At 65.5% G+C, this 26,485-nt stretch carries 25 protein-coding genes; 23 read left to right on the top strand and 2 right to left on the bottom strand.

The features are described from left to right. Nucleotides 1-18: 18 nt before the first annotated feature. From lpdA to F624_RS33465, 3 genes are read left to right on the top strand one after another with little or no spacing between them, the layout of a single operon-like run. Nucleotides 19-1,446 carry a dihydrolipoyl dehydrogenase gene (lpdA, locus tag F624_RS0116300; protein ID WP_019575393.1) on the top strand — a complete coding sequence of 476 codons (1,428 nt, stop codon included), beginning with the start codon at nucleotides 19-21 and terminating at the stop codon, nucleotides 1,444-1,446. Between the two features lie 10 nt (nucleotides 1,447-1,456). Beyond that, nucleotides 1,457-2,566 (top strand): cell division protein ZapE, encoded by a 1,110-nt coding sequence (zapE, locus tag F624_RS0116295; RefSeq protein WP_019575392.1) that lies wholly within the window; start codon nucleotides 1,457-1,459, stop codon nucleotides 2,564-2,566. Further along, nucleotides 2,563-3,276, top strand: coding sequence for a hypothetical protein (locus F624_RS33465; RefSeq protein WP_019575391.1), 714 nt, complete (start codon nucleotides 2,563-2,565; stop codon nucleotides 3,274-3,276). Before zapE ends, F624_RS33465 begins: the two co-directional genes overlap by 4 nt. A 40-nt stretch (nucleotides 3,277-3,316) precedes the next feature. On the opposite strand, the gene F624_RS0116285 is transcribed toward F624_RS33465, so the two are convergent. After that, nucleotides 3,317-4,099, bottom strand: a complete 783-nt coding sequence (locus tag F624_RS0116285; protein WP_031255256.1) for a PP2C family protein-serine/threonine phosphatase — start codon at nucleotides 4,097-4,099, stop codon at nucleotides 3,317-3,319. A gap of 61 nt (nucleotides 4,100-4,160) precedes the next feature. Between F624_RS0116285 and yoaA the strand changes: the two genes are divergently transcribed. Continuing rightward, nucleotides 4,161-6,206: a DNA repair helicase YoaA gene (gene yoaA / locus F624_RS0116280; RefSeq protein WP_157443489.1), complete on the top strand. Its 2,046-nt coding sequence runs from the start codon at nucleotides 4,161-4,163 to the stop codon at nucleotides 6,204-6,206. A gap of 7 nt (nucleotides 6,207-6,213) precedes the next feature. On the opposite strand, the gene F624_RS0116275 is transcribed toward yoaA, so the two are convergent. Continuing rightward, a complete protein-coding gene (locus F624_RS0116275; protein WP_031255254.1) occupies nucleotides 6,214-7,032 on the bottom strand; it encodes an outer membrane protein assembly factor BamD in 819 nt (272 codons plus the stop codon). Between the two features lie 13 nt (nucleotides 7,033-7,045). Between F624_RS0116275 and F624_RS0116270 the strand changes: the two genes are divergently transcribed. The 19 genes from F624_RS0116270 to F624_RS0116180 all read left to right on the top strand — a co-directional run bounded on the left by F624_RS0116270 (nucleotide 7,046) and on the right by F624_RS0116180 (nucleotide 26,422). Beyond that, the gene (locus F624_RS0116270) at nucleotides 7,046-8,122 is read left to right on the top strand and encodes an RluA family pseudouridine synthase (protein WP_019575387.1); all 1,077 of its coding nucleotides are present in this window, start codon (nucleotides 7,046-7,048) and stop codon (nucleotides 8,120-8,122) included. A 137-nt stretch (nucleotides 8,123-8,259) separates the two neighbouring features. Next, a complete protein-coding gene (gene scpB / locus F624_RS32590) occupies nucleotides 8,260-8,973 on the top strand; it encodes an SMC-Scp complex subunit ScpB (RefSeq protein WP_019575386.1) in 714 nt (237 codons plus the stop codon). Further along, nucleotides 8,966-10,327, top strand: a complete 1,362-nt coding sequence (locus F624_RS0116260; protein WP_019575385.1) for a pseudouridine synthase — start codon at nucleotides 8,966-8,968, stop codon at nucleotides 10,325-10,327. The genes scpB and F624_RS0116260 overlap by 8 nt, the downstream gene beginning before the upstream one ends. Before the next feature lie 105 nt (nucleotides 10,328-10,432). Then, entirely contained in the window at nucleotides 10,433-10,858 is a 426-nt protein-coding gene (gene ndk, locus F624_RS0116255; RefSeq protein WP_019575384.1) for a nucleoside-diphosphate kinase, read from the top strand. A gap of 22 nt (nucleotides 10,859-10,880) precedes the next feature. Continuing rightward, nucleotides 10,881-12,032, top strand: a complete 1,152-nt coding sequence (gene rlmN / locus F624_RS0116250; protein ID WP_019575383.1) for a dual-specificity RNA methyltransferase RlmN — start codon at nucleotides 10,881-10,883, stop codon at nucleotides 12,030-12,032. Nucleotides 12,033-12,049: 17 nt separating this feature from the next. Then, nucleotides 12,050-12,877, top strand: coding sequence for a type IV pilus biogenesis/stability protein PilW (pilW, locus tag F624_RS0116245; protein WP_019575382.1), 828 nt, complete (start codon nucleotides 12,050-12,052; stop codon nucleotides 12,875-12,877). Further along, nucleotides 12,870-13,874, top strand: a complete 1,005-nt coding sequence (locus tag F624_RS36260; RefSeq protein ID WP_084679539.1) for a helix-turn-helix domain-containing protein — start codon at nucleotides 12,870-12,872, stop codon at nucleotides 13,872-13,874. Before pilW ends, F624_RS36260 begins: the two co-directional genes overlap by 8 nt. Further along, nucleotides 13,874-15,178 (top strand): flavodoxin-dependent (E)-4-hydroxy-3-methylbut-2-enyl-diphosphate synthase, encoded by a 1,305-nt coding sequence (gene ispG, locus F624_RS0116235; RefSeq protein ID WP_019575380.1) that lies wholly within the window; start codon nucleotides 13,874-13,876, stop codon nucleotides 15,176-15,178. Before F624_RS36260 ends, ispG begins: the two co-directional genes overlap by 1 nt. Nucleotides 15,179-15,183: 5 nt before the next feature. After that, nucleotides 15,184-16,518, top strand: a complete 1,335-nt coding sequence (gene hisS, locus F624_RS0116230; RefSeq protein ID WP_051107420.1) for a histidine--tRNA ligase — start codon at nucleotides 15,184-15,186, stop codon at nucleotides 16,516-16,518. Between the two features lie 12 nt (nucleotides 16,519-16,530). After that, entirely contained in the window at nucleotides 16,531-17,217 is a 687-nt protein-coding gene (locus tag F624_RS0116225) for a YfgM family protein (protein ID WP_019575378.1), read from the top strand. Further along, nucleotides 17,217-18,356, top strand: coding sequence for an outer membrane protein assembly factor BamB (gene bamB / locus F624_RS0116220; RefSeq protein WP_031255251.1), 1,140 nt, complete (start codon nucleotides 17,217-17,219; stop codon nucleotides 18,354-18,356). The genes F624_RS0116225 and bamB overlap by 1 nt, the downstream gene beginning before the upstream one ends. Nucleotides 18,357-18,373: 17 nt before the next feature. Next, on the top strand, nucleotides 18,374-19,717 hold the full coding sequence (gene der, locus F624_RS0116215) for a ribosome biogenesis GTPase Der (protein WP_019575376.1): 1,344 nt from the start codon (nucleotides 18,374-18,376) through the stop codon (nucleotides 19,715-19,717). 118 nt (nucleotides 19,718-19,835) lie between these two features. Continuing rightward, nucleotides 19,836-20,087, top strand: a complete 252-nt coding sequence (gene hfq, locus F624_RS0116210) for an RNA chaperone Hfq (protein ID WP_019575375.1) — start codon at nucleotides 19,836-19,838, stop codon at nucleotides 20,085-20,087. Between the two features lie 60 nt (nucleotides 20,088-20,147). Then, the gene (hflX, locus tag F624_RS0116205) at nucleotides 20,148-21,323 is read left to right on the top strand and encodes a GTPase HflX (protein ID WP_019575374.1); all 1,176 of its coding nucleotides are present in this window, start codon (nucleotides 20,148-20,150) and stop codon (nucleotides 21,321-21,323) included. Between the two features lie 40 nt (nucleotides 21,324-21,363). Next, nucleotides 21,364-22,722, top strand: a complete 1,359-nt coding sequence (gene hflK / locus F624_RS0116200) for an FtsH protease activity modulator HflK (RefSeq protein WP_019575373.1) — start codon at nucleotides 21,364-21,366, stop codon at nucleotides 22,720-22,722. 11 nt (nucleotides 22,723-22,733) lie between these two features. Then, on the top strand, nucleotides 22,734-23,636 hold the full coding sequence (gene hflC, locus F624_RS0116195) for a protease modulator HflC (protein ID WP_031255250.1): 903 nt from the start codon (nucleotides 22,734-22,736) through the stop codon (nucleotides 23,634-23,636). 6 nt (nucleotides 23,637-23,642) lie between these two features. Then, on the top strand, nucleotides 23,643-23,834 hold the full coding sequence (locus F624_RS0116190) for a DUF2065 domain-containing protein (RefSeq protein WP_420536215.1): 192 nt from the start codon (nucleotides 23,643-23,645) through the stop codon (nucleotides 23,832-23,834). Nucleotides 23,835-23,886: 52 nt separating this feature from the next. Then, nucleotides 23,887-25,035, top strand: coding sequence for an ATP phosphoribosyltransferase regulatory subunit (locus F624_RS0116185; protein WP_019575370.1), 1,149 nt, complete (start codon nucleotides 23,887-23,889; stop codon nucleotides 25,033-25,035). Nucleotides 25,036-25,048: 13 nt separating this feature from the next. Continuing rightward, nucleotides 25,049-26,422 (top strand): adenylosuccinate synthase, encoded by a 1,374-nt coding sequence (locus F624_RS0116180; protein WP_019575369.1) that lies wholly within the window; start codon nucleotides 25,049-25,051, stop codon nucleotides 26,420-26,422. Nucleotides 26,423-26,485 lie beyond the last annotated feature (63 nt).

The following is a 26,485-nucleotide window of genomic DNA, read 5'->3' as shown; positions in this document are numbered from 1 at the left end:
TGATTCAAGAGATTTCACATGAGCAAACAATTTGATGTCGTCGTGATCGGCGGCGGCCCCGGTGGCTACATCGCCGCCATCCGTGCAGCCCAACTGGGTTTCCAAGTGGCCTGTATCGACGAATGGAAGAACGACAAGGGCGGCCCGGCTCCTGGCGGTACCTGCACCAACGTCGGTTGCATCCCCTCCAAGGCCCTGCTGCAATCGTCCGAGCATTTCGACCACGCCACGCACCACTTTGCCGACCACGGCATCTCGGTGTCGGACGTCAAGATGGACGTGGCCAAGATGATTGCCCGCAAGGACACCGTTGTGAAGCAGAACAACGACGGCATCCTGTACCTGTTCAAGAAGAACAAGGTCAGCTTCTTCCACGGCCGTGGCTCCTTCGTGAAGGCGGCCGAAGGCGGCTACGAGATCAAGGTGGCTGGCGCCGCCGAAGAGTCCATCACCGGCAAGCACATCATCATCGCCACCGGCTCGAACGCCCGTGCGCTGCCCGGCACGCCCTTTGACGAAGTCAATGTGCTGTCCAACGACGGCGCGCTGCGTCTGGGCGCCGTGCCCAAGAAGCTGGGCCTGATCGGCTCGGGCGTGATCGGTCTCGAAATGGGTTCCGTTTGGCGTCGCCTGGGTGCTGAAGTCACCATCCTCGAAGGCCTGCCGACCTTCCTGGGCGCCGTGGACGAGCAGATCGCCAAGGAAGCCAAGAAGGCTTTCGACAAGCAAGGCCTGAAGATCGAACTCGGCGTCAAGGTCGGTGAGATCAAGAACGGCAAGAAGGGCGTGAGCGTCGCCTACACCAACGCCAAGGGCGAGGCCGTGGACCTGGAAGTGGACAAGCTGATCATCTCGATCGGCCGCGTGCCCAACACCATCGGCCTGAACACCGAAGCCGTCGGCCTGCAACTCGACGAACGCGGCGCCATCGTGGTGAACGACGATTGCCAGACCAATCTGCCCAACGTCTGGGCGGTGGGTGACGTGGTGCGTGGCCCCATGCTGGCCCATAAGGCCGAGGAAGAAGGCGTTGCCGTGGCCGAGCGCATTGCTGGCCAACACGGTCACGTCAACTTCGGCACCATCCCCTGGGTGATCTACACCAGCCCCGAAATCGCCTGGGTGGGCCAGACCGAGCAGCAGCTCAAGGCCAGCGGCCGCGCCTACAAGGCCGGTACCTTCCCCTTCCTGGCCAACGGCCGTGCACGCGCCCTGGGCGACACCACCGGCATGGTGAAGTTCCTGGCCGATGCCACCACCGATGAGATCCTGGGCGTTCACATCGTGGGCCCGATGGCCAGCGAACTGATCTCCGAAGCCGTCGTGGCCATGGAGTTCAAGGCCAGCGCCGAAGACATCGCGCGCATCTGCCACGCACACCCTTCGCTGTCCGAAGCCACCAAGGAAGCTGCCTTGGCCGTGGACAAGCGCACGCTGAACTTCTGATCAGCCACGCATGTCGGGATCTGATGCCGTTCGCTTGGCCTACGAGGCCGAGATCAAGGCGCGGGGGTTCAGCAGTGACCCCGCGCAGCTTCGCGCTGTCGAGGCCTTGCAGCGCTGTGCCAATGACTGGGCAGCCTACAAGGAAAAGCGCTCCAACTCGTTCAAGAAGCTGATCAATCGGCCTGAGATCCCGCGTGGCGTGTACATGTACGGCGGGGTGGGGCGGGGCAAGAGCTTTCTGATGGATTGCTTCTTCAACTCGGTGCCCATCCGCCGCAAGGTGCGGCTGCACTTCCACGAGTTCATGCGCGAGGTGCACCGCGAGATGACGGTGCTGCAAGGCACCGTCAACCCGCTTGATGTGCTGGGCGCCAAGATTGCCAAGCGCTACAAGCTCATCTGCTTCGATGAGTTCCATGTGGCCGACATCACCGATGCGATGATTCTTCACCGCTTGCTGGTGTCCCTTTTCGACAACGGGGTGGGCTTTGTCACCACCTCCAATTTCAAGCCGGACGATCTGTACCCCGATGGCTTGCACCGTGACCGCATCCTGCCGGCCATTGCCTTGCTCAACGAGCGCATGGACGTGCTGAACGTGGACAACGGGACCGATTACCGCCGGCGCACGCTCGAGCAGGTGCGGGCCTACATCACCCCGCTGGGGGCCGATGCCGATGCCGAGATGCGCGACAGCTTTGCCCGTCTGGCCGAGACCCAGGACGAAGACCCGGTGATGCGCATCGAGTCGCGCGAGATCCATGCCCTGCGCAAGGCCGGCGGCGTGGTCTGGTTCGACTTCAAAACCCTGTGTGGTGGCCCGCGCTCGCAGAATGACTACCTGGAGATCGCCACCCAGTTCCACACCGTGCTGCTCAGTGGTGTGCCGCACATGCCAGTCAGCCGGGCCTCAGAGGCGCGGCGTTTCACCTGGCTGGTCGACGTGCTGTACGACCGCCGGGTCAAGCTGATCCTGTCGGCGGCCGTGCCACCCGAAGAGCTCTACACCGAGGGCCCGATGGCGCATGAGTTCCCGCGCACCGTCTCGCGTCTCAACGAGATGCAGTCGGCCGAGTTCCTGGCGCTGGAGCGCCGCCTGGTCGACACGAGCCTCACATGATGTCCGCATCACGCCTGAACGGGCTGCTTCTGTCGGTCATGCTCTGTCTGGCGGGCCCGGTGCTGGCCGTCGAGCCGCTCCTCGACGGGCCTGCACCAGCACAGGCAACACCTTCTTTCACCGAGGTCGAGCGTGCGCGCATCGAGCGTGAGCGTTCTGCCGAGATGCTGCGCCAGCAGCAGGTGGAAAGTGCCTGCTACCAGCGTTTCGCGGTCAATGACTGTCTGCTGGAGAGCCGGGTCAAGCACCGGGAGGTGATGGCCGATCTCAAGCGCCAGGAGATCACCCTCAATGACCGGGAGCGCCGCCTGCGCTCCAGCGAGCAGTTGCGCCGCATCGAAGACAAGGTGTCTTCGCCCGAGCGCGACATCGACTTGATGAACCGCCAGCAGCAAGGGGTTCAGAAAAACACCGACGCGGCCAACACCGCGGCCCAGAAGGCAGCCGATGTGGCCAATCAGGCTCGCGAGCGGGCAGAGCGCCAAGCCGAGCAGCAGCGCAAGCAGCAGCAGGCCACTGAAAAAGCCGCTGAGCGTGCCAGCAAGGCCGCGCAAGCCTCTCAGGAGGCCCGCAGGTTTCAGGACAAGCAGCAGGATGCCGCCAGCCACCGCCAACAGGTGGAGCGCGACGCCAAGAACAGCCCCGGCCCGCGTGGCAAACCTCTGCCTGTGCCTGCTGAGGCCACTGGGGTGCCCGCCGTGCGGCCCTGAGGCCTGTTGCGGCCGAGGCCTGGCCCAGGCCTCGCTGACTTCAGCGTCGGATGGCGCCGGGTGTTCCGACCAGGGGCTCGATGCGCACCACCACCAGTGACAAGTTGTCGCCGCCGCCACGCGCGCGGCTGCGCGCCTTGTCGATCAGGAACTCGGTGGCCTCGCGCGGCGAAAGGCCGGCCAGGACCGAACCCAGCTCGGCGTTCGTGAAGTAGTGCCAGACCCCGTCGCTGCAGGCCATCAGCGAGTCCCCGGGTTTGACCTGATCGATCACGTGGTAGGCCATCGGCGGATCCGATTCTGTGCCCAGGCAGCCCAGCAGAATGTTGGACTGCGGGTGGTGGCTGGCCTCTTCCTCGGTCAGTTCGCCGCGGTCGACCAGGGCCTGCACATAGGAGTGGTCCATGGTGCGCTTGACCAGCCGGTCGCCATGGAAGTGGTAGATGCGCGAGTCACCTGCGTGGATCCAATGGCATTCCCCATTGGGCAGGATCAGGAATGCGGCCACCGTGCTGTGGGGTTCCTGCTCGGCCGAGATGGCGGTGAGCTTGATCACCAGATGGGCTTCCTTGAGCAACTGCTGCAGCAACTCATGCGGCGAATCGTTTTCTGGCGCGAAGCGCTCAAACAACTGGCGTGCGCTGAGCATCACCTGGTCAGACGCCTTGCGCCCACCGCTGCGGCCCCCCATGCCGTCGGCCACCACGGCCAGCACGCAGCCGTTCACGCGGGCATGGCTCAGCAAGACCACCTGGTCTTGCTGGTATTCGCGATCTCCCTTGTGAATGCCCGTGGAAGCGGTAAGTCGGTAACCTTGAGACATGATAGGGGCTTCAACCTGCAGGAGTTTCGCGCAAAGTGGTCACCTATTATCGTGTGAAGAAATGACAAGCGAATCGCAGCCGGATCTGTCTTTTTCAATAGGGCCCGGCTCAGGGTCGCCGCCCTGGGCGGCGCAGGTGGCCGATTGGCTGGGCCCAGGGGGGCTTCTGCAGCGCGCTGAGCCGGGTTTCAGGCCCCGTGCGGGGCAGATGCGTCTGGCCCAGGCGGTCGCGCAATGCGTGGCTGAAGGTGGCGTGCTGGTGGCCGAGGCCGGCACCGGTGTGGGCAAGACCTATGGCTACTTGCTGCCCGCTTTGCTCAGTGGGCGTCGCACCCTGATCGCCACGGCCACACGCAACTTGCAAGACCAGCTCTCCACGCGTGATCTGCCCAGGCTGTTGGACTTGCTGGGTGTGAACCGGCGAGTTGCCCCCTTGAAGGGCCGGGCCAGCTACCTCTGTACCCATCGCCTGGCCTCGGCGCGCCGCGATGGTCACTACCTGGGGGACGCAGAACTGCGACACTTGGCCCAGGTCGAACGCTGGGCCCATTCAACGCGCTCCGGCGATCTGGCCGAACTGCCCGAGCTGGACGAGACCTCTCCCTTGCTGCCCCTGATCACCTCGACCCGCGACAACTGCCTGGGTGCCCGGTGTGCCGGCTGGCAGGCGTGTCATGTCAACGAGGCCCGGCGGCGCGCCATGCTGGCTGATGTTGTGGTGATCAACCACCACCTGTTCTTTGCCGATCTGCAACTGCGTGAGTCGGGGGTGGCCGAGCTGCTGCCCTCGGTGCAGACCGTGGTCTTCGATGAGGCGCATCGCCTCAACGACATCGGGGTGCAGTTCATGGGGCGCCAGTTCAGTACCCGCCAATTGCGTGGGCTGGCCAGCGAACTGGTCAATGAAGGCATGCGTTGGGCCCGCGGCTTTCAGCCCTGGCCGGAGTTGGCTTCGCTGCTGGAGCAGCAGGCTCGGGCGTTGGACCAATGCCTGGGGCGGGATACGCCCCGTGCTGGGGTGCGTCTGCGTTGGCTGGGGGCCAGTCCCGAGGGTGTGGCGCCGGGGCTCTGGCAGCAGAACCAGCTTCAGTTGGCCGCCGTGTTGGCGCGGGTGCTCGAGGCACTCCAGGTGGTGGCAGAGACTGCGCCTGAGCTGCGTCGACTGGCTGAGCGCGTGGATGCCTTGCAGCAGAGTTGGGCCGGTTTCATGCGCCCCCCCTCCGGTAGGGTGGTGCGCTGGCTGGAGTTGGGGCGGCAGGCGCGCTGCATGGAAGCGCCGCTCAACATTGCGGAGGCCATTGCGCCTCTGATTGCGCAGGATACGCAGGCCGGTGTTCGGTCCTGGGTGTTCACCTCGGCCACCCTGGGGCTGGACGAGTCCCTCAGCTGGTTCACCGAGCCCGCTGGGTTGCAGGGGCACGCGACCGTGTTGCGGGTGGCCAGCCCATTTGACTACCGCCAACAGGCCTGCCTGCACGTGCCCGAGGGCCTGCCCGATGCGCAGGACCCGGACCACGCTTGTGCGCTGGCGCACTGGCTGGTCGAGCCCTTGCGCTGTCTGGGGGGGCGTACCTTGGTGCTGGCCACCTCATTGCGTGCGCTGGGTGAGTTGGCCCAGCAGTTGCAGCATTGGCTGGCGGGCTCGGGCATCGATGTGCTGGTGCAGGGGCAGGGCTCACGCAGGCGCCTGCTGGAGCGCTTTCGCCAGGGCGGTGGGGCGGGGCGCCCCTGCGTGCTGCTGGCCTCGGGGGCCTTCTGGGAGGGCGTGGATGTGCCTGGCGATGCCTTGCAGATGCTGGTCATCGACAAGCTGCCGTTTCCGGTGCCCGACGACCCGCTGGTACAGGCACGCAGCCAGGCCCTGCGCCAGGAGGGCCTGTCACCGTTCGAGGCCTATGTGCTGCCCGAGACCGCCATGGCCCTGAAGCAGGGCGCTGGCCGGCTGATCCGTTCAGAAACCGATCGGGGTGTGCTGGTGATCGCGGATGAACGCTTGCTGCAGCGCAGCTATGGGCCGCAACTGCTGGCGGCCTTGCCGGATATGCCCATCTTGCACGGGCAGCCCGCTTTGATGCAGGCGCTTGGCGCCCTGCGTCAGGCGGGCTGAGGGGCCGTTACCAGATCTTCCACCAGGGGCCGGTGGATTTCTTGAGCCCGCTGGATTGGCCGCCCAGGTAGGCGTTTTGCGGGTAGTTCTGAGCCAGCACGCGACGGGAGTCGTCACGCAGTTGGGGCATGCCCAGAGCGTCGTATGACTTGGCCAGGATGACCAGCGCTTCTTCGGTGGCAGGCACATCACGGTATTCGGTCACGGCCACCTGGGCGCGGTTGATTGCCGCCACGTAGGCACCGCGTGAGTAGTAATAACGGGCCACGTGCACCTCGTACTGGGCCAGCGAGTTCACGATGTACACCATGCGCTGACGTGCGTCGGGGGTGTAACGCGAGTCGGGGAAGCGGGTGCTCAATTCCTTGAAGGACTCGAAGGAATCCTTGGCCGCCTTCTGATCGCGCTCAGACAGATCCTGGTGGGTGAACGAGGCGAACAGCCCCAGGTTGTCATTGAAGTTCACGATGCCCTTCATGTAGAGGGCGTAGTCCATGCCGGGGCTGGCCGGGTGCAGGCGGATGAAACGGTCCAATGTGGCCAGGGCCTGGGCCTGTTCATTGGCCCGGTACTGGGCATAGGCCTTTTCCAGTTCGGCTTGCTGGGCCAGCGGTGTGCCGGCGGCGCGGCCTTCGAGCTTCTCGAACAGGGGCACGGCCTTGTCGTAGGCGCCCGAGCTCAGTTCATCCTTGGCTTCGCTGTAGAGGCGGTCGGGTGTCCAGTTGGCGGTCTTGTCGACATGGGTCGACGAGCACCCACCCAACAGCGCGGACAGACAGGCAACCAGCGCGAACGCGGGGACCACGGATAATTTGGCACGTAGCATCACTGGAAACCTCTTGAAGCAAAGCAAATTGATTATATCGGCGGCCCCCGAGCCTTCCTCTCTCGATGGCATCGGCAAGGACGCCATCGCCGAGTTGCTGGAAGAAGACGGGCTGGAGCGGGCGGACGGGGCTGAAGAGCCCGCCGAGGAACTGCGCCAGGGCGAAGTCCCTCTGGCCAGCCACGGGATGCGCCTGGACAAGGCTTTGACCGAGTTCGTCAGCGAGTTCTCGCGCAGCTACCTGCAGCAGCTCATTGACGAGGGGGCCGTGCGCCTCAATGGACAGCCCGTGAGCAAGGCCTCGCTGAAGGTCAAGGTCGGCGACCGGCTGGAGGTCTGCCTGCGGCCCACGCCGCAAAGCCAGGCCTTCAAGCCCGAGGCCATGGCGCTCGACATCGTGTTCGAGGACAAGGACCTCATGGTCTTGAACAAGCCGCCGGGTCTGGTGGTGCACCCGGCGCCAGGGCATTGGAGCGGTACCTTGCTCAACGGCCTGCTGGCCCACCATGCCGGGGCGGTGCTGCTGCCCCGCGCAGGCATCGTGCACCGGCTGGATCGTGACACCAGCGGCTTGATGGTGGTGGCCAAGACGCGCCAGACCATGGACCGGCTGGTGCAGTTGATTGCGGCGCGCGAGGTCAGTCGGCAGTACATGGCGCTGGCCCACAAGCCTTGGCAGGGCACCGCTCAGGTCACGGTCGAGGCCGCCATCGGCAGGGACCCGCGCAACCGCCTGCGCATGGCGGTGGTGGACCTGACGCACCAGTCGGGTAAGACGGCGCGCACCGACATCGAGCTGATGGGCAATGCCACGCAGGGTTGCTGGGTGCGTTGCAAGCTCCACACCGGCCGCACCCATCAGATCCGTGTGCACATGGCGCATCTGGGGCACCCTTTGCTGGCCGACGGCCTGTACGGTGGCGCGCCTGCTGCGGGCATGCAGCGCCAGGCCCTGCATGCCTGGCGGCTGGCCTTCGATCACCCGGTGAGTGGCGAACATCTGGCCTTCGAGACCGCGCTTCCAGCCGATCTGCAGGCGGCCTTGGCCGATTGGGGCCTGCGTTACAATCCGCCCATCGCACCCCTCTAGCCCTCGGCTCAGCGTCGGTGCCCGGACATCGGTCAGGGGCTCGCAGCCCTCCCCACTGCCCCTCCGAGACAGCCTTGTTGCCCCCGCCCCCGTGACGGCCTTCGCCCTCTCGGGCGCCTACCCCGGAATTTTTGAACATGAACACGACGGATGCCCGGCGTATCCTCGAAACAGCGTTGATCTGTTCGCATCAGCCTTTGTCGCTGCGCGACCTGCGCGCGCTGTTCGACGATGAGCTGGGCTCGGACACGCTCAAGACCCTGCTGATCGATCTGCAGGCCGAGTGGACCCACAAGGGCGTCGAGCTGGTGTGTGTGGCCTCGGGCTGGCGCTTCCAGAGCCGTCCCGACATGCGGTATTACCTGGATCGCCTGCACCCTGAAAAGCCCCCGCGCTACACCCGCGCCGCGCTTGAGACCCTGGCCATCATTGCGTACCGCCAACCCGTCACGCGGGGCGACATCGAGGACATCCGTGGTGTCACGGTCAACTCGCTGGTCATCAAACAGCTCGAGGACCGGGGTTGGGTGGAGGTCATTGGTCACCGTGAGACCGTCGGCCGTCCGGCCCTGTTTGCCACCACACGCCAGTTTCTCGATGACCTGGGCCTGGCCTCGCTGGATCAACTGCCCTCGCTGGACGACCCGGAGCGGCAGGAGCGCCTGCTGCAGGAGCTGCAAGCCGCGCCGGGGCTGGATGAGCCCGAGCTATCCCTTTCCGAGCCCGAACTGCCGTTTGAACTGAATCCTTTGACCACTGACTCGGTGGTCCCCTTTTCCCTCACCTCCGAGCCCCCGGGACTCGCAGGTGAATCTCCTACCGTCCCCGGGACAGGCCAAGCCCATGAATGATCAAGTGAATTCCCCGTCAGACCCGTCGGAGCCCCCTCAGACCGATGCCGTGCAGCCGACGGCTGAGGCACAGACCAAGCCCGATCGCAGTCGGCGTGGCCAGGCGGGTGCCCGGCCCGCAGCGGCCTCGCAGGCGCCTGCCATCCGCTTCGAAGATGTGGTTTCCGGTCAGTTCGATGCCGATGAAGAAGCGCCGGATCTGGTGCCTCTGAAGCGGGTTCTGGCCCCGCAGGTGGAAACCCCCAAGCTGCACAAGGTGCTGGCGCAAGCCGGACTGGGTTCCCGGCTCGAGATGGAGCAACTGATCCTGGAAGGGCGCATCTCCGTCAACAACGAGCCGGCCCACATCGGTCAGCGCGTGCAGTACGGCGATCAGGTGAAGGTCAATGGCAAGCCCATCCGCTACCGCATCGATCCGCCGCCAGCGCGCGTCATCGCTTACCACAAGCCCGTGGGCGAGGTGGTCACCCATGATGACCCGCAGAACCGCCCCACGGTGTTCCGCCGTCTGCCGCGCCTGCAGCAGGGCAAGTGGCAGTCCGTCGGCCGCCTCGATCTGAACACCGAAGGCCTGTTGTTGTTCACCAGCTCGGGCGAGTTGGCCAACCAGCTCATGCACCCGCGCTTCGGTCTGGAGCGCGAATACGCCGTTCGCGTGCTCGGTGCCTTGAGCAAGGAAGAGAAAGAGCGCCTGATCGCGGGCGTGAACCTCGACGACGGGCCGGCCCAGTTCGGCTCGATCGAAGACGGCGGCGGCGAAGGTTCCAACTGCTGGTACCGGGTCACCATCTCCGAAGGCCGCAACCGCGAGGTGCGTCGCCTGTTCGAGGCGGTGGGCCATGCCGTGAGCCGGCTGATCCGCATCCGCTATGGCGCCATGGTGCTACCGCGTGGCCTCAAGCGCGGGGCCTGGGTTGAGCTTGATGAGAGCGACATCCGCTCGCTCGTGCAGGCCGCTGGCGTGCGTGGTGAGGAGGGTGGGGCGCGCCGGGGCGAGGCTCCTGCGCCCCGTGGTCAGCGCGCTGGCAACAGCCCGCAGCGCCGTGCCGCCGGCCCTGGCCCGCGTGGCAACACCGATTTCAAGCGCGGTGGTGGCCCCCGCCAGCCTGATCCGTTGACGACCGGCGTGACGGCTGGCCGACCGCGGCCGGAGCGCGGCGACCGTGCCGCCCCAGGCGCACAACCCGATCCCATGAAGACCTCGGTGGGCTACATCGGTGCCGACAGCTTTTCGCGTGCCCGCCAGAACCGGCAGAGCAAGGGGGGGCCTCGCCGTGGCGGGCCTCCGGGTGGCACGGCTGGCGGTCCGGGCACGGCCGGCCGTGGCGGTCCGCGCGGTGGCCGCGGTCGTTGACCCTGGTCGCAGGAATGGCTGTCAAGGCACTGCCGCACAGCCGAGTTAGAATCCGAGGTTTTGCCAAGTGGCAAAAATTACAAAAACTCAGTTCAGGAATCAATCATGGCAATCGAACGCACTCTCTCCATCATCAAGCCTGACGCCGTCGCCAAGAACGTCATCGGCCAAATCCTGGCTCGCTTTGAAGCCGCTGGCCTGAAGATCGCTGCTTCGCGTCTGGTGCAACTGTCGCGCGCTGAAGCCGAGCAGTTCTACGCTGTGCACGCTGCACGCCCCTTCTTCAAGGATCTGGTGGAATTCATGATCTCCGGCCCGGTCCACGTTCAAGTTCTGGAAGGCGAAAACGCCATCCTGAAGAACCGCGAACTGATGGGCGCCACCGACCCGAAGAAGGCCGACGCCGGCACCATCCGTGCTGACTTCGCTGACAGCATCGACGCCAACGCCGTGCACGGTTCTGACGCCGCTGAAACTGCTGCCGTCGAAATCGCTTTCTTCTTCCCCAGCCTGAACATCTACGCTCGTTGATTTTTCGCGAGCCACGCATGCAATGACAGCCAATCTGCTTGATTTCGACCTCGAGGGGTTGGCTGCGTTCTGCGACCAGCTGGGTGAGAAGCGCTTTCGTGCCACCCAGCTGTTCCGCTGGATCCACCAGCGGGGCGAATCCGATTTCGACCAGATGACCGATCTGGCCAAGTCGCTTCGCGAAAAGCTCAAGGGACGTGCCCGTGTCGAGGGGCTTTCTGTCCTGAGCCGCCATGACTCCGCCGACGGCACCATCAAGTGGCTGTTCGATGTGGGCGATGGCAATGCCGTCGAGGCTGTATTCATTCCCGAAGACGATCGAGGTACGCTGTGCGTGTCGTCCCAGGCCGGTTGTGCCGTGGGTTGTCGTTTTTGTTCCACCGGTCATCAGGGCTTCAGCCGCAACCTCAGCACCGGCGAGATCGTCGCCCAGCTCTGGTTTGCCGAACACACCCTGCGCCGCCAGTTTCAAACCTCCGAGCGCGTCATCTCCAATGTGGTGATGATGGGCATGGGCGAGCCGCTGCAGAACTACGGCGCGCTGGTGCCGGCCTTGCGCACCATGCTGGACGACCACGGCTATGGCCTGTCGCGCCGGCGTGTCACGGTGTCCACCTCGGGCGTGGTGCCCATGATGGAGCGCCTGTCGCAAGATTGCGCAGTGGCCCTGGCCGTGTCCTTGCATGCGCCGAACGATCCGCTGCGCGACAACCTGGTGCCGCTCAACCGCAAGTACCCCATCGCCGAGTTGCTGGCGGCTTGCAACCAATACCTCGAATTTGCGCCCCGCGACTTCATCACCTTCGAGTACTGCATGCTCGATGGCGTCAATGACAGCCCCGAGCATGCGCGCCAGTTGATCGAGCTGGTGCGTCAGCACGCCAGCGGAAAAGGCGTGTGGTGCAAGTTCAACCTGATTCCCTTCAACCCCTTCCCGGCCTCCGGCCTGTTGCGCTCGCCCACCGAGCGTGTGCAGGCGTTTGCGAAAATCCTGCTTGATGCTGGTATCGTGACGACCGTGCGAAAGACCCGTGGTGATGACATCGATGCGGCATGCGGCCAACTGGCCGGCGATGTCCGTGACCGAACCCGGGTGGCTGAGCGTATTGCCCAGCAGCGCACCATCGTTTTGAAACCTGTGACCGAATTGACGGCCAACAACAAGGAGGCTTGATGGGGACTGCCCTGGCAATGCGCCATCTCTGGCGAAGTGTCCTGAGTGCCACCGTGTCAGCCGTGGCCGCCAGCGTCCTGCTGGGTGCACTGAGTGGCTGCGCCACGCAGCCCGGCGCTTCCAACGACCCGGTCATCGCCGAGACGCCGGGGGGCGCCAGTGACGAGGGTGAAGCCCGGCGCAGAGCCCGCATCCGGCTGGAGCTGGCCTCCAACTACTTCGACCAGGGCAAGACCACCGTGGCACTCGACGAGGTGCGCCAGGTGCTGGCCGCCGACCCGGGCTTTGCCGAAGCCTACAACCTGCGTGGCCTGATCTACATGCGGCTTGATGACGAGCGCCAGGCCGAAGAGGGTTTCAAACGGGCCCTGTCACTGAGTCCCCGCGACTCCAACATCCTGCACAACTACGGCTGGCTGCTGTGCCAGCGCAAGCGTTACAGCGAAGCTGAAGACCTGTTCAACCAGGCCTTGCAGAGCCCCTTGTACGGCGACAAGGCCAAGACTTTCATGGCGCAGGGCCTGTGTCAGGCCCGCGCCGGGCGCAAGGCTGAGGCCGAGCGCAGTCTGGCGCGTTCCTACGAGCTGGACGCCGGCAACCCCATCACCGGTTACAACCTGGCTGCCTTGCTGTACCAGCGCGGCGAGTTGGTGCGGGCCCAGTTCTACATCCGTCGCCTGAACAACAGCGAATACGCCAATGCCGAGTCCTTGTGGCTGGGCATCCGGGTGGAACACCGCATGGGTGACCGGGTGGCGATGTTGCAGCTGGTCGAGCAATTGAAGAAGCGGTTCCCCCAGGCGCGGGAGCTGTCGTCCTACGAGCGGGGAGCGTTTGATGAGTGAGGTGGAAGACGTGGCGGTGGCAAGCGTGCCGCCGCTCTCGGCAGGTGCACTGTTGCGTCAGGCCCGTGAAGCGGCCGGCATGCATGTGGCGGCCCTGGCGGTGGCGCTCAAGGTGCCCGTGAGCAAGCTCGAGGCGCTCGAATCCGATCGCTACGACCAGCTGCCCGATGCGGTGTTCGTGCGAGCCCTGGCCTCCAGCGTGTGCCGCACCTTGCGCATTGATCCTGCTCCGGTGCTGGAGCGCCTGCCCCAGACCCAGGCCCCCAGGCTGAACCCGGACGACGCGGGCATCAACACCCCTTTCCGGGCGCAGAACGAGCGCCGCAACCGCCTGGTGTCGGAGCATCGCTTCAGCCCCACGCTGTTGGCCGTGCCTCTGTTGTGCCTTGGCGCCCTGGCCATCTACCTTTGGCCCCGTTTCAGCCCCAGCGTGCCCGAGCCAGCGGCCCCGCTGACCAGTCCGGGGGCTGTGGTCCAGGCGGCGCCAGAGCCTGAACCCGCTCCGCCACCCGTGGTGGCGCAGGCATCGGAAGGGCCTGCGCCCCCCCCGGCTGCGGCAACACCGGCTACACCTGCGCCAACCCCGGCGCCAACCCCCGTGCCACCACCGGTCGCAGCTGCAGCGGCCCCGGCTTCGGTGCCGGCACCTACCCCGGCACCGCCCCCTGCGTCGGCCCCGGCCGCAGTGCCGGCCCAGCCTGCGCCCGCGGCCAGCCCGGCTGCGGCTGTGGCTGTGGCAGCGCCGGTGGTCCCATCGGCCGCCTCGGTGCTGAGTTTCAGTGCCAGCGGAAGCTCCTGGATCAAGGTGACCGATGCCAATGGCCAGGTCACCTTCCAGAAAACCCTGAGCGCTGGCGAGACCGCCTCTGCGGGCGGGGTGCCGCCGCTCACTGTGGTGGTGGGCAAGGTGGATGCCACCCAGGTCCAGGTGCGGGGCAAGGCTTTTGATCTGCAATCTGTGGCGCGTGACAACGTGGCCCGTTTCGAGGTGAAGTGATGAGCGACAGCGAGCGCCCGGTGTGGGGGCAGCAACCGATTCCGACGGCCCAGCCCAAGCCGCGCCGCTCGCGCCAGGCGGTGACGTCCTGGGGCAGCAACCATGTCACGGTGGGGGGCGATGCGCCCGTGCGTGTCCAGTCGATGACCAACACCGATACGGTGGATGTGATTGGCACCGCCATCCAGGTCAAGGAGCTGGCGCTTGCGGGTTCCGAGATGGTGCGCATCACGGTGAACACGCCCGAGGCGGCCGCTGCCGTGCCCCACATCCGTGAGCAGCTCGACCGCATGGGCATCTCCGTGCCCTTGATCGGCGACTTCCATTACAACGGACACCGTCTGCTGACCGAGCACCCCGCCTGCGCCGAGGCCTTGTCCAAGTACCGCATCAACCCGGGCAACGTGGGCAAGGGCGACAAACACGATCGCCAGTTCGGCCAGATGATCGATGCCGCCATCCGCTGGAACAAGCCTGTGCGCATCGGCGTCAACTGGGGCAGCCTCGACCAGGAGCTGCTGGCCAGCCTGATGGACGAGAACAGCCAGCGCGCCCAGCCCTGGGACGCGCGCCAGGTGATGTACGAGGCCCTGATCTCATCGGCCATCACCTCGGCTCAGCGGGCCGAGGAAATGGGCCTGCCGAGCCATCAAATCATTTTGTCGTGCAAGGTCAGCGGGGTGCAGGATCTGATCGCGGTCTACCGCGAACTGGGTCGCCGCACCGACTACGCCTTGCACCTGGGCCTGACCGAGGCCGGCATGGGCACCAAGGGCACGGTGGCCTCGGCCACGGCCCTGTCCATCCTGCTGCAAGAGGGCATTGGCGACACGATCCGCGTGTCGCTCACCCCTCAGCCCGGTGAGTCGCGCACCCAGGAGGTGGTGATCGCCTCCGAGATCCTGCAAGCCCTGGGTCTGCGCGTGTTCGTGCCCAGCGTCACGGCCTGCCCGGGTTGCGGTCGCACCACCAGCACCACCTTCCAGGAGCTGGCCAAGCAGATCGATGACTTCCTGCGGGCGCAGATGCCGGTGTGGCGGTCGCGCTACCCCGGCGTCGAAAACCTCAAGCTGGCGGTCATGGGCTGCATCGTCAACGGCCCCGGCGAAAGCAAGCACGCCGACATCGGCATCAGCCTGCCGGGCACCGGCGAGGCGCCGGCTGCGCCGGTGTTCATCGATGGCGAGAAGGCCCTCACGCTGCGTGGCGACAACATCGCGGCCGAGTTTCACCAGATCGTCGAAAACTACATTGAAAAGCGCTTTGGAGCGGCCGCTGTGGCCCCGCACTCCGAGCCCACCTGATCCTTATGTCCGAGAAACCCCAGGCAGCCCCCGCGGCTGCGGCGCCCGCGCCTCGATTTGAAAAGCTTTCCGCCGTCAAAGGCATGAACGACATCCTGCCGCCCGAATCGGCGCAGTGGGAGTGGCTGGAAGACAAGGTGCGCCAGTTGATGGCGCGCCATGCCTACCGCAACATCCGCACCCCCATCGTCGAACCCACGCCCCTGTTTGTGCGCGGCTTGGGCGAGGTGACCGACATCGTCGAAAAAGAGATGTACTCCTTCGAGGACAAGCTCAACGGCGAAGCCCTGACCCTGCGCCCCGAGAACACCGCCGGCGTGGTGCGGGCCGTGGCCGAGCACTCGATGCTGTACGACGGCGGCAAGCGCCTGTACTACATGGGCCCGATGTTCCGGCACGAGCGCCCGCAGCGCGGCCGCTATCGCCAGTTCCACCAGATCGGTGCCGAGGCCCTGGGCTTTCCGGGCGCCGAGGTCGATGCCGAGCTGATCCTGCTGGCCAACGCCCTGTGGCAGGAGCTGGGTCTCAAGGACGTGCGCCTGGAGCTCAACAGCCTGGGCCAGCCTGCCGAGCGCAAGGCGCACCGCGCCGCGCTCATCGCCCACTTCGAGCAACACCAGGAGGTGCTGGACGAAGACGCACGCCGTCGCCTGCACAGCAACCCGCTGCGCATCCTGGACACCAAGAACCCGGCCATGCGTGAGGTGGTCGAATCGGCCCCACGCCTGATCGACTTCCTGGGCGAGGCCTCGCTGGCCCACTTCAACACCGTGCGCGGCATTCTGGATGCCTGCGGGGTGCCCTACACCATCAACCCGCGTCTGGTGCGTGGCATGGACTACTACAACCTCACGGTGTTCGAGTTCATCACCGAGAGCCTGGGTTCGCAAGGCACGATCTGCGGCGGTGGCCGTTACGACTACCTGATCGAGCAGATCGGTGGCAAGGCCGCGCCGGCCGTCGGCTGGGCCCTGGGGGTGGAGCGGGTGCTGGAGTTGCTGCGCGAGCAGGCCCCTGCGCAAGCCCCGGCGCCCGACGCCTATGCCATCGTGCCCGATGCCTCGGCCTTGCCGGTGGTCCTCAAGACCCTGGTGCAATTGCGCGCCCTGGGCGTGTCGGTGCAGATGCACGCCGGTGCGGCCGAGTCCTGGGGCAGCATGAAGTCCCAGTTCAAGAAGGCCGATGCCAGCGGCGCGCGCCACGCCCTCATTTTTGGCGGCGACGAACTGGCCCGTGGCGAGGTCACCGTGAAGTCGCTGCGCGATGGTGCAGGCGCTCAGCAGGCCCGCTCCCTGGGCGATCTGCCCCAATGGGCGATCACCCTACAATCCCCGAATTAACAGCACAACGCCATGGCATCTCATCTCGACCTCGAAGAACAAGAACAACTCGATCAGCTCAAGCACTTCTGGAACCGCTATGGCAATGCCATCAGCTGGGTGCTGATCGTGATCTTTGGCGGCTTTGCCGCCTGGAACGGTTACCAGTACTGGCAGCGCAGCCAGGCCGCCCAGGCGGCCGTGCTCTATGACGAAATGGACCGCGCGGTCAAGGCACAGGACCTGCAGAAGGTGGTCCGCGTGCAGGAAGACATCCACGGCAAGTATGGCCGCACGGCCTATGCCGCCCAGGCCAGTCTGCTGGCCGCCCAGGCCCTGGCCGACAAGGGCAATGCCGATGCCGCCAAGGCGGCGCTCAACTGGGTGCTGGAGCAGTCCGGTGATGATGGCGTGAAAGCCGTGGCCCGTCTGCGCCTGGCGGCCCTGCAGGTGGATGCCAAGGCCTACGACGAAGCGCTCAAGACGCTGGGCACCGTTTTCCCGGCCGAGTTCGAAGCCCTGGCGGCCGACCGCAAGGGTGATGTGCTGGCCCTGCAAGGCAAGGCCGATGAGGCCGTTGCCGAATACCGCAAGGCCTACCAAAAGCTCGACGAGCGCACGGAGTACCGACGCCTGATCGAGGCCAAGCTCAATGCACTGGGCGTCAACCCGCAAGCCGGTACTGAGCCGGCAACTGCCCCTACTGAGGACAAGAAGTGATGCAAATGGCACGACCGGTCGTTGAACGCAGCCTCATGGCGGCCCTGGCGGCCGTTTCGCTGTTGGTGTTGACTGCTTGCAGCTCGTCACCCAAGCACAAGCCTGCCGAGCTGGCGCCTGTGGTGGCCCTGGTGGGGGTGAAGCCGGCCTGGTCGGCCAGCCTGGGGGCGGTGGACTTCCCGCTCGACGCCCAGGTCACGGGGTCGACGCTGACCCTGGCCTCGTCCTCGGGGCAGGTCACTGCTTTTGACGCGGCCAGCGGGCGCGAGCTCTGGCGCGCCGACGCCAAGGCCGGTATCACCGCCGGCGTCGGGGGCGATGGCAAGCAGGTGGCCGTGGTCACCAGCAACAACGAACTGGTCAGCTTTGTGGCTGGCCGCGAAGTCTGGCGCCGTCAATTGCCCGCCCAGGTCTTCACCGCGCCCCTGGTGGCCGGCGGGCGGGTGTTTGTGCTGGCGGCCGATCGATCGGTGTCGGCCTTTGATGCTGAATCAGGCCGCAAGATCTGGACCCAACAGCGCCCGGGCGAGCCCCTGGTGCTGCGCCAACCCGGCGTGCTGATTCCGGTCAATGACACCCTGGTGGCAGGCCTGTCGGGGCGTCTGGCGGGTCTGAACCCGGCCAATGGCGGCATCCGCTGGGAGGCCCCTCTGGCCACGCCGCGCGGCACCAACGATGTTGAACGCCTGGTCGATCTGGTGGGTCGCGTGAGCCGGGTGGACGACTCGGTCTGCGTGCGCGCGTTCCAGACCGCAGTGGGCTGCGTGCAGGCCCAGCGTGGCACCTTGAGCTGGACCAAGCCCGCCAATGGCTTCACCGGTGTGCATGGCGATGCGGCCACGGTCTTCGGGACCGAGTCCGACGGTCGCCTGGTGGCCTGGCGCCGTGCCGATGGCGAGCGCCTGTGGACCAGTGATCGCCTGCAATACCGCCGCCTGACGGCCCCGCTGCTGCTGGGCCGTTCGCTGGCGATTGGCGATGACGCCGGTTTTGTTCATCTGCTGTCGCGCGAAGACGGCAGTTCTCTCAATCGCCTCAGCACCGATGGCTCACCGATCGCGGTGGCACCGGTACTGGCTGATGGCGTGTTGGTCGTGGTCACCCGCAAGGGTGGCGTGTTTGCATTCCGTCCGGAATGAATCGGCGGTAATGCTGCATGAAACCTGTTATTGCGCTCGTAGGGCGCCCCAATGTCGGCAAGTCGACGCTTTTCAACCGCCTCACCAAGTCGCGTGATGCCATCGTGGCCGATTTTGCGGGCCTGACCCGCGACCGCCACTATGGCAATGGCCGCCAAGGCGCGCACGAGTACATCGTGATCGACACCGGGGGCTTCGAGCCCGATGCCGCCAGCGGCATCTACAAGGAAATGGCCAAGCAGACCCAGCAGGCCGTGGCCGAGGCCGACGTGGTGGTCTTCGTCGTGGATGCCCGGGCCGGCCTGTCGGCCCAGGACCACGACATCGCCAAGTACCTGCGTCGCCTGGGCAAGCCCTGCGTGCTGACGGCCAACAAGGCCGAAGGCATGAAAGAGGGCATGCAGCTGTCCGAGTTCTATGAGCTGGGTCTGGGCGAGGTCTATCCGGTGTCGGCGGCGCACGGCCAAGGCATCCGTGGCCTGGTCGATCTGGCGCTGGCGCCTCTGAACCTGCCCGAGCCCGACGAAGATGCCGAGGAGGTCGATGCCGGCCTGATCAAGCTCGCCGTGGCGGGGCGCCCCAATGTCGGCAAATCAACGCTGATCAACACCTGGCTGGGCGAAGAGCGACTCGTGGCCTTCGACATGCCCGGTACCACCCGCGATGCGATCTCGGTGCCCTTCGAGCGCAATGGGCAGCGCTTCGAGCTGGTGGACACCGCAGGGCTGCGTCGCAAGGGCAAGGTGTTTGAAGCGATCGAGAAGTTCTCGGTGGTCAAGACGCTGCAGGCCATCGAATCGGCCAACGTGGTGCTGCTGTTGCTCGACGCCACCCAGGGCGTGACCGATCAGGACGCCCACATTGCGGGCTACATCCTGGAGAGCGGCCGCGCCGTGGTGATCGCCATCAACAAATGGGATGCGGTGGACGACTACCAGCGCCAACTGGTCGAACGTTCGATCGAGACCCGCCTGTCCTTTCTGAAGTTCGCCTCGATGCACTTCATCTCGGCACGCAAGCGCCAGGGCCTGGGGCCGGTGTGGTCGGCGATTGCGCAGGCCCACAAGGCGGCCACCTGCAAGATGCCCACGCCGGTGCTCACCCGCCTGCTGCTGGAGGCCGTGCAGTTCCAGACCCCCAAGAAGACGGGCATGTACCGTCCGAAGCTGCGCTACGCCCACCAGGGCGGCATGAACCCGCCGGTGATCGTGATCCACGGCAACTCCCTGGAGCACGTGACCGAGGCCTACAAGCGCTTCCTCGAAGGTCGTTTCCGCAAGGAGTTCAACCTGGTGGGCACGCCTTTGCGAATTGAACTCAAGACCTCGGAAAACCCCTTTGCCAACAAGGACGGGCACTGAGCGCCTGCGGGCTCAGGACCGGCAGGCCGGGCGCTGAAAATTGGCCTTGCGTCTTGCCAGGGGCCGGGCCTGTGGTAAGGTCTGGCTTTCCAACAACATTTTGAACACGGAGAATATCGTGAGCAATAAAGGGCAGCTTCTTCAAGACCCGTTCCTGAACGCACTGCGCCGCGAGCATGTGCCGGTGTCGATTTACCTCGTCAACGGCATCAAGCTTCAAGGCCAGATCGAGTCGTTCGACCAGTACGTGGTGTTGCTGCGCAACACCGTGACGCAAATGGTTTACAAGCATGCCATCTCGACCATCGTGCCGGGTCGTGCTGTGAACTTCTCCACTGCTGACGCTGCAGAGCCCGCAGCCGCACAGTGATCCGGAAGCCGGCCGTCCCCCGCAAGGGGGGCGGCCGGCTTTTTTACAGGCTCTGTTGATTTGACTGACAAGAATTCTCCTGCCCCCACCCCGGTCATCCTTGTGGGTGTGGACCTGGGTGGCCCGCATTTCGATGCCGACCTGGAAGAACTGGGTCTGCTCGCCGAGACCGCAGGTCTGGCGCCTGTGGCGCGCATCACCTGCAAGCGCAAGGCACCGGACGCGGCCCTGTTTGTCGGCAGTGGCAAGGCGGACGAGATCCGTTTCATGGCCGAACAGCACGGGGCCGTCGAGGTCTTGTTCGACCAATCCCTGAGCCCGGCCCAGCAGCGCAACCTGGAGCGCCACCTGGGCCTGCCGGTCAACGACCGGACCTTGCTCATTCTTGAAATCTTTGCCCAGCGCGCCCGCAGCTTCGAAGGCAGGCTGCAGGTTGAGCTGGCCCGCTTGCAATACATCAGCACGCGCCTGGTGCGCCGCTGGTCCCACCTGGAACGTCAGCGCGGGGGCATCGGTGCCCGGGGCGGTCCGGGTGAAACCCAGATCGAGCTGGACCGCCGCATGATCGGCGAGTCCATCAAGCGCACCAAGGAGCGCCTCGAGAAGGTCAAGCGCCAGCGCAGTACCCAGCGCCGCCAGCGCGAGCGCCGCGACACCTTCAACATCTCGCTGGTGGGCTACACCAACGCCGGCAAGTCGACGCTGTTCAACGCCCTGGTGAAGGCCCGGGCCTATGCGGCCGACCAGCTTTTTGCCACCCTGGACACCACCACCCGCCAGCTCTATCTGGGCGAGGCCGGGCGTTCGGTGTCCTTGTCCGACACGGTGGGCTTCATCCGTGACCTGCCGCACGGGCTGATCGATGCCTTCCAGGCCACGCTGCAAGAGGCCACCGACGCCGATCTGCTGCTGCATGTGGTGGATGCGGCCAACCCGGATTACCCCGAACAACTCAACGAGGTCCTGCGTGTGCTGGGCGAGATCGGCGCGGCCGATGTGCCGCAACTGCTGGTCTTCAACAAGCTCGATGCGATCGATGAGGCGCAGCGTCCGCTGCAGGCGCTGGACACCTATGAGCTGGCCGGCCGGCAGGTGCCCCGCGTGTTCCTGAGTGCGCGCAGTGGCGAAGGCCTGCCGGTGCTGCGTCAGCAGCTGGCGGCCCTGGCCCTGGCGCATTTGGCGCCCGCCACAGATCCCGCAGCCGGCGCCACGGAATTGGCACTTCCTTCGTCCTGATTGGGCACAATCAGTCCCGTACAAGAAAAGAGCAATGCGAATGAACTTCAAGACCAAAGCCTTGCGCTGGCCGGCTCTGCCGGGTCGCATCAAGGGGATGTTCAATCTCAACGATCCACGCTGGGGTCGGGGGGATGACGCCTCCGGTGAACGTGGCCGTCCGGACAAGGAGGCTCCCGAGCAACACAAGCCGCGCGGGCAGGGTGGCCAGCAGGTTCCGCCGGATCTCGACGAACTGTGGCGTGACCTCAACCGCAAACTGGGCAAGCTGTTCGGCGGCCAGGGGGGCGGGCAGGGCGGTGGCTCGGGTGGCAAGGGCGGTGGCGGTGGCTACCAGCCCGACATGAAGAGCGCCGGCGTCGGTGTGGGGCTGATCGCGGCCGTGGCCGTGCTGATCTGGCTGGGCACCGGCTTCTTCATCGTCCAGGAAGGCCAGCAGGCCGTGATCACGCAGTTCGGCCGTTACAAGTCGACCGTGGGGGCGGGCTTCAACTGGCGCCTGCCTTACCCGATCCAGCGCCACGAGCTGGTGTTTGTCACCCAGATCCGCTCGGTGGACGTGGGCCGCGATACGGTCATCAAGAGCACGGGTCTGCGCGACTCTGCCATGCTGACCGAAGACGAGAACATCGTCGAAATCAAGTTCGCCGTGCAGTACCGCCTCAATGACGCACGGGCCTGGCTGTTCGAATCCAAGAACCCGGGCGAGTCCGTGGTGCAGGCGGCCGAGACTGCCGTGCGTGAAGTGGTCGGCAAGATGCGCATGGACACGGCCTTGTCCGATGAGCGCGACCAGATTGCACCCCGTGTGCGTGCGCTGATGCAAAGCATCCTCGACCGCTACAAGGTCGGTGTCGAGGTGGTGGGCATCAACCTGCAGCAAGGGGGCGTGCGCCCACCCGAGCAGGTGCAGGCGGCCTTTGACGATGTGCTCAAGGCCGGCCAGGAGCGTGAACGTGCCAAGAACGAGGCCCAGGCCTATGCCAACGACGTGATTCCGCGTGCGGTGGGCTCGGCCTCCCGCCTGAAGGAAGAGGCCGAGGCTTACAAGGGTCGCATCGTGGCCCAGGCCCAGGGTGATGCGCAACGCTTCAAGTCCGTGCTGACCGAATACCAGAAGGCGCCCCAGGTCACACGTGACCGCATGTACATCGACACCATGCAGCAGATCTACGGCAACGTGACCAAGGTGCTGGTCGAGTCGCGCCAAGGTGGCAACCTGCTGTACATGCCACTCGACAAGATCCTGCAGCAGGCAGGGTCTGCGACGGTGGAGGCTGCACCCGCTGCCGCCGCCGTGCCTCAGGCCCCCGCCAGCGCACCGGCCACCGGTGCTGCGTTTTCCAACGAGTCGCGTGCTCGTGACAACGGCCGCTCGCGTGACCGCGAGTCGCGCTAGGGAGTAGCTTCGTGAACAGAATCGGATTTTTCATTTCATCGTTGCTGGTGGCCCTCGCGCTGCTGAGCTCCATGCTGTTCGTGGTTGACCAGCGTCAGTTCGGGGTGGTCTACGCCCTGGGGCAGATCAAGGAAGTCATCACCGAGCCCGGCCTGAACTTCAAGCTGCCGCCGCCGTTCCAGAACGTGTCGTACATCGACAAGCGGCTGCTCATGCTCGACAGCACCGACACCGAGCCCATGCTGACCGCTGAGAAGCAGCGCGTGGTGATCGATTGGTATGTGCGCTGGCGCATCGCCGACCCGCTGGAGTACATCCGCAACGTGGGTCTGGATGAGACCGCCGGTGCCAACCAGCTCAACCGCGTGGTGCGCAATGCGTTCCAGGAAGAGGTCAACAAGCACACCGTCAAGGAGCTGCTGTCGGCCAAGCGCGAAGCGGTCATGAACGATGTGCGGCGCGAGGTACTCAAGGTGGTCAAGGGCGACAAGCCCTGGGGCGTGGATGTGGTGGACGTGCGCGTCACCCGTGTCGACTACGTGGACGCCATCACCGAGTCGGTCTACCGCCGCATGGAGGCCGAGCGCAAGCGCGTGGCCAACGAGTTGCGCTCCACCGGGGGCGCCGAGGGTGAAAAGATCCGGGCCGACGCCGATCGTCAACGCGAAATCACGGTGGCGAACGCCTACCGCGAAGCGCAGCAGATCAAGGGCGAGGGCGATGCCGAGGCGGCCCGCACCTATGCCGAGGCCTTCGGCAAAGATCCGCAGTTCGCGCAGTTCTACCGCAGCCTGGACGCCTACAAGGCCACCCTGAACAAGAAGAGCGATGTGGTGGTGGTCGATCCATCCACCTCCGAGTTCTTCCGCATCTTCCGCGGCGCTGCACCCACAGCCCCTGCCGGCAAGAAGTGAGCGCGGGTGTTGGACTCTGATGCGCTGTGGCTGGCGCTGGGCTTTGTCTTGGTGATTGAGGGGCTTTTCCCCTTCCTGTCACCCAGCGCCTGGCGTCAGACATTCACCCGCCTGCTGCAACTGCAGGACGGTCAGATCCGCTTCATCGGCCTGCTCAGTGTGCTGGCCGGTCTGGCACTGGTGTGGGCCCTGTCCTGAGTGGGCGGGCCAACATCTGTAAAATCACGTTTTTAACAGCCCCCCCATCACCATGTCTGCCTGGGTCCTGCCGGATCACATTGCCGATGTCCTGCCCTCCGAGGCACGGCACATCGAAGAACTGCGCCGCGCCCTGCTCGATACGGCGCGCAGCTACGGCTATGAGCTGGTCATGCCGCCTCTGCTGGAGCACCTTGAATCCCTGTTGACCGGTACAGGTGAAGCGCTCGATCTCCTCACCTTCAAGCTCGTCGACCAACTGTCGGGCCGCACCATGGGCCTGCGTGCCGACACCACCCCCCAGGTGGCTCGCATCGACGCCCATCTGCTCAACCGCCAGGGTGTCACCCGCCTGTGCTACTGCGGCCCGGTGTTGCACACCCGACCGGACAGCCCGCACGCCACCCGCGAGCCGCTGCAGTTCGGCGCCGAAATCTACGGCCATGCCGGCCCCGAGGCTGATCTGGAAGCCCTGCAACTGGCCCTGGACTGCCTGAAGGCCGCCGGTGTCAGCGGCATCAGCGTCGATCTGGCCGATGCCCGCATCCTGCGCACCTTGCTCGACGGGTTGCAACTCGCCCCGGCGCGGCTGCAGGCCATCCACCAGGCCCTGGCCGTCAAGGCGGGCAGCGATCTGCAGGCCCTGGTGGCCGATCTGCCTTCGCCCACGCGTGAGCTGCTGCTGGCCCTGCCGGGCCTGTATGGCGACATCGGCGTGCTCGATGAGGCCAGCCGCGTCTTTGCCGGACAGCCCACGCTGCTGGCGGCGCTGGACCAACTGCGCTGGCTGGCCAGCCAGTTGGGCGAGGTCAATCTGACCTTCGACCTGGCCGACATGCGCGGCTATGCCTACTACACCGGCGCGCGCTTCTCGATCTATGTGCCCGGCACCAGCGATGCGCTGGTCCGCGGGGGGCGTTACGACGAAGTGGGTGCGGTGTTCGGCCGCAATCGCCCGGCGGCCGGCTTCAGCCTGGACGTGCGTGAACTGGTGAGCGTGGTGGCGCCGCGTGCCCTGCGAGCGGCCATCCGTGCGCCCTGGGGCGTGGATCCGGCGTTGCGCGCCGCGGTGGCGGCCCTGCGTGCGCAGGGTGAGACGGTGGTGGGCGTGCTGCCGGGCCACGAGAGTGAAGTTGATGAGTTCCATTGCGATCGCCAGCTGGTCTCCAGCGCTGGGCAGTGGGTCGTGAAATCCCTTTGAATCAAATACTGTGATGAACAAGACAAGCGGTCGTAATGTGGTGGTGGTCGGTACCCAATGGGGTGACGAAGGCAAGGGCAAGCTGGTGGACTGGCTCACCGAAAGCGCCCAGGGCGTGGTGCGCTTCCAGGGCGGCCACAATGCCGGCCACACCCTCGTGATCAATGGCGTCAAGACGGCGCTGCACCTGATCCCCAGCGGCATCATGCGCGCCGGCGTCAAGTGCTACATCGGCAACGGTGTGGTGCTGTCGGCCGCCAAGCTGTTCGAGGAAATCGAAGGCCTGGAAAAGGCCGGTGTCGAAGTGCGCTCGCGCCTGCGCATCAGCGAGGCCTGCCCGCTGATCCTGCCCTTCCATGCCGCGCTCGACGTGGCCCGTGAAGCGGCCCGCGAAGAAGGCGGTACCGAGAAGATCGGCACCACCGGCCGCGGCATCGGCCCGGCTTACGAAGACAAGATCGCGCGCCGTGCCCTGCGCGTGCAAGACCTGAAGTACCCCGAGCGTTTCGCCGCCAAGCTGCGCGAGCTGCTGGCCCTGCACAACCATGTGCTGACCACCTTCCTGGGCTCGCGCAAGTTCATGTTCGGTGATGCGCTCAAGCCCTACATCGTTGATGGCGAAGTGCAGTTCGAGCCCGTCTATCAAGAGGCCATGCGCCACGCCGAGTTGCTCAAGCCCATGATGGCTGACGTCTCGCGCGAGCTCAACGACGCCCACCAGCATGGCGCCAACCTGCTGTTCGAAGGCGCCCAGGGCACCTTGCTCGACGTCGATCATGGCACCTACCCCTATGTGACCTCCAGCAACTGTGTGGCCGGCAATGCCGCCGCAGGCGCTGGTGTGGGCCCGGGCATGCTGCATTACATCCTGGGCATCACCAAGGCCTATTGCACCCGCGTGGGTGGCGGCCCCTTCCCGACCGAACTCGAGTGGGAAAAAGAAGGCACCCCGGGCTGGCACATGAGCACCATCGGTGCCGAAAAGGGCGTGACCACGGGTCGCAGCCGCCGCTGTGGCTGGTTCGATGCCGCCTTGCTCAAGCGCAGTGCGCAGGTCAATGGCCTGACCGGCCTGTGCATCACCAAGCTCGATGTGCTCGATGGCCTGACCGAGCTCAAGCTGTGCACCGGCTATGAACTCGACGGCGAAGTGACCGACATCCTGCCCATGGGCGCAGACGACATCGCCCGTTGCAAGCCGATCTACGAAACCATGGACGGTTGGACCGACAGCACCGTGGGCGTGACCGACTACGACAAGCTGCCCGTCAATGCCCGCCTGTACCTGCAGCGCATCGAGCACGTCACCGGCGTGCCGATCCACGTCATCTCGACCAGCCCGGACCGTGACCACACCATCATGATGCGTCACCCCTACCTGCCCTGATCACTTCGGCTGAGGCCCGGGTTGACGACCCAGGCTGAAACAGGCTTCTTTTCTTTACAAATT

Source organism: Curvibacter lanceolatus ATCC 14669 (genome assembly GCF_000381265.1).
In the GTDB taxonomy this organism is placed as follows: domain Bacteria; phylum Pseudomonadota; class Gammaproteobacteria; order Burkholderiales; family Burkholderiaceae_C; genus Curvibacter; species Curvibacter lanceolatus.
Note: the sequence above shows the minus strand (reverse complement) of the source record. Positions and strands in the feature narration are given on the sequence as shown.